Here is a 2,233-nt window from a genome sequence, read left to right on the forward strand (position 1 = left end):
GCCGGTGCCCGCCGGGCCGCCCGCCGCGTCGCGGTGTTCCCCGGCCGCCGTCCTCGCGCGTGCGGTCCGTGGCCGTCATCGCCGTCCTCCCCCGCCGTCACCGGCTTCGGCCGTCCCCTCGCCGGGGCCCGTCTCCGCCGGGCGCCCGCGGGGTTCGGCGCGGCGTGCGCGGTGGACGCGGACGGCGGCCGCGAGCGCGGCGGCGACGGCGATCGCGGTGAGGACGACGGCGAGGTTGCGTCCGTAGGGCAGCGGCAGCCGGGACGGGACGTCGGCGCGGCGGCCGTACCCGAGGACGAGCGGCAGCGCGACCAGCACGAGGCACCCGGCGGCCGCCAGCGCGGCGCGCACGGGGGTGCGGGCCGGGGCGGGCAGCCGCCCGGTCAGCCACCCGGCGGCCAGGACCGCGGGGACGAGCACCGCGTCGTGCGCGAGCACCGGCACGGCGAACCACAGCGCCCACCCGGTCGTCTCGACGTTCGTGGCGACGCCGTGCAGCCCGACGGCGATCAGCGCCAGGCCCGCCGCGGCCGTCAGGGCCCGGCCCGGGGCGATGCGGGCCCTCATTAGACGGGGCCTCATTAGACGGGCCCTCATTCGACCACCAGCCGGTGCACCCATTTGGTCTGCATGACGCCGGGACGGTTCGGGGCGATCAGGCGGCACGGGTACCCGTGGTCGGGGTGCAGGGGCTCGCCGCCGAGCCGCAGCGCCAGCAGGGTGAGCGGGTCGCGCCAGTGGGCGGGCGCCACCAGGGACGTGCGGTAGATCCCCCAGGTCTGCAGCGACTCCACCCGCACGTGGGCGTCGTCGTCGACGCCCGCGAGCCGCAGCACGTCGCGCAGCCGCACGCCCTCCCACACGGCGTCCGCGCTCCAGCCCTCGACGCACGTGATCGGCAGCCGCGCGGTGCGCGCGGGCAGGGCGCGCAGGTCGTCCAGGGACAGCACGACCTCGCGGCGGACGCGGCCGGTGACGGTGAGGCACCACGCGGGGTCGCGGGCGGCGGCCAGGACCCCCGCCCCGGCGGCGGAGGTGTTGACCGGGACGCCCTGCGGCCCGGTGCCGGGGCGGCGCGGCGCCAGCACCGCGAGACGCTCCAGCGGCGGGAACGCCGCGCCGGCCGTGGTCAGCGCGATCGCGCCGCCCGCGCCCGCGACCGTCAGCAGGAACCCGCGGCGGCCGACCGCGTCGCCCGGCCCGGTCATCACGGCGCGGCGGGCGGCGGGCCACTCCCGCGCCGCGTGGACGAGCAGCGCGCCGATCAGCACGTAGGACGTCCAGTAGTGCGCGGTGGTGAAGAAGAACGGGAACGCGTACCAGTAGGAGATGTTCAGCACCCCCGTCACCATCTGGAACAGCGCGCCGCCCACCAGCAGGAACACCACCGCGCGGTAGCCGGCGCCGGCCGCGGAGCGGACCGGCGGCCACCGCAGCAGCCGCGGGTACACCGTCCACAGCTTCGCCAGCAGCAGCGGCACGGTCGCGAGCCCGCCGATGACGTGCACGCCCTGCGTGACCCGGTACAGGTTCACCGGGCGGGACGGCCACTGCGCCCAGCCGGGCGGGTGCTGCATGAAGTGGCTGATCAGGCCGGTGACGAACGCCGTGCCGAAGGCGGCGGCCAGGGCGATGCCGAGCCGCGCGGCGGCCCGCTCGCCGCGCAGCGCGCTGGTGAAGCGGCCGTCGAGCCCGGTCAGGACGGCGCGGGCGTGCGCCGCACGGTGACGAACCATCGGCCGGCCTCCTCCCACGTCTCGGTGACGGCGGCCGCGCAGGCCGCGGCGAGCGCGGGGGCGGCGTCGGCCGCGACCCTCCCCCACGGGAACCATTCGCCGATCGCCCCGCCGGACCGCAGCCGCAGCGGTTCGGTGCCGGACGCGGCGCCGGGCGGCTCCACCTCGGCCAGGACGCGGCCCCCGGGGGCCGCCAGCGCGAGGGTGCGGCGCAGCAGGGCGGCGGGGTCGCCGCCGATGCCGATGTTGCCGTCGGCGAGCAGCACGGTCCGCCACCGCCCGGTCGCGGGCACGCGGCCGAACACGTCCCGGCGCAGGGCGGGGCCGCCCGCCGCGGCGGCGAGCGCGGCGGCGGCGGGCGAGAGGTCGATGCCGTGGACGGGGACGCCGCGGCGGGCGAGCGGCACGGTGAGGCGCCCGGGACCGGACCCGACGTCGAGGGTCGCGCCGGCGCAGCGGTCCAGCAGCCCGCCGTCGCCGGGCCGCACCCGCGCCCG

3 protein-coding genes are annotated in these 2,233 nt (G+C 79.2%); all 3 read right to left on the minus strand.

From position 1 onward, the window contains the following. Positions 1-75 precede the first annotated feature (75 nt). Positions 76-567: a hypothetical protein gene (locus ACFQ11_RS37550; protein ID WP_378307702.1), complete on the minus strand. Its 492-nt coding sequence runs from the start codon at positions 565-567 to the stop codon at positions 76-78. Between the two features lie 26 nt (positions 568-593). Then, positions 594-1,736 (minus strand): molybdopterin-dependent oxidoreductase, encoded by a 1,143-nt coding sequence (locus ACFQ11_RS37555; RefSeq protein ID WP_378307704.1) that lies wholly within the window; start codon positions 1,734-1,736, stop codon positions 594-596. Beyond that, a partial coding sequence (locus ACFQ11_RS37560; protein ID WP_378307707.1) for a methyltransferase domain-containing protein occupies positions 1,697-2,233 on the minus strand: 537 nt, incomplete at its 5' end. The genes ACFQ11_RS37555 and ACFQ11_RS37560, both read right to left, overlap by 40 nt.

Origin of the sequence: Actinomadura sediminis, assembly GCF_042675525.1 — a bacterium.
GTDB lineage: Bacteria > Actinomycetota > Actinomycetes > Streptosporangiales > Streptosporangiaceae > Spirillospora > Spirillospora sediminis.

What these genes read in the sequence shown, in the direction of transcription:
- ACFQ11_RS37550 (WP_378307702.1), bottom strand. Translation starts at nt 567, where the DNA reads ATGAGGGCCCGCATCGCCCCGGGCCGGGCCCTGACGGCCGCGGCGGGC.
- ACFQ11_RS37555 (WP_378307704.1), bottom strand. Translation starts at nt 1,736, where the DNA reads ATGGTTCGTCACCGTGCGGCGCACGCCCGCGCCGTCCTGACCGGGCTC.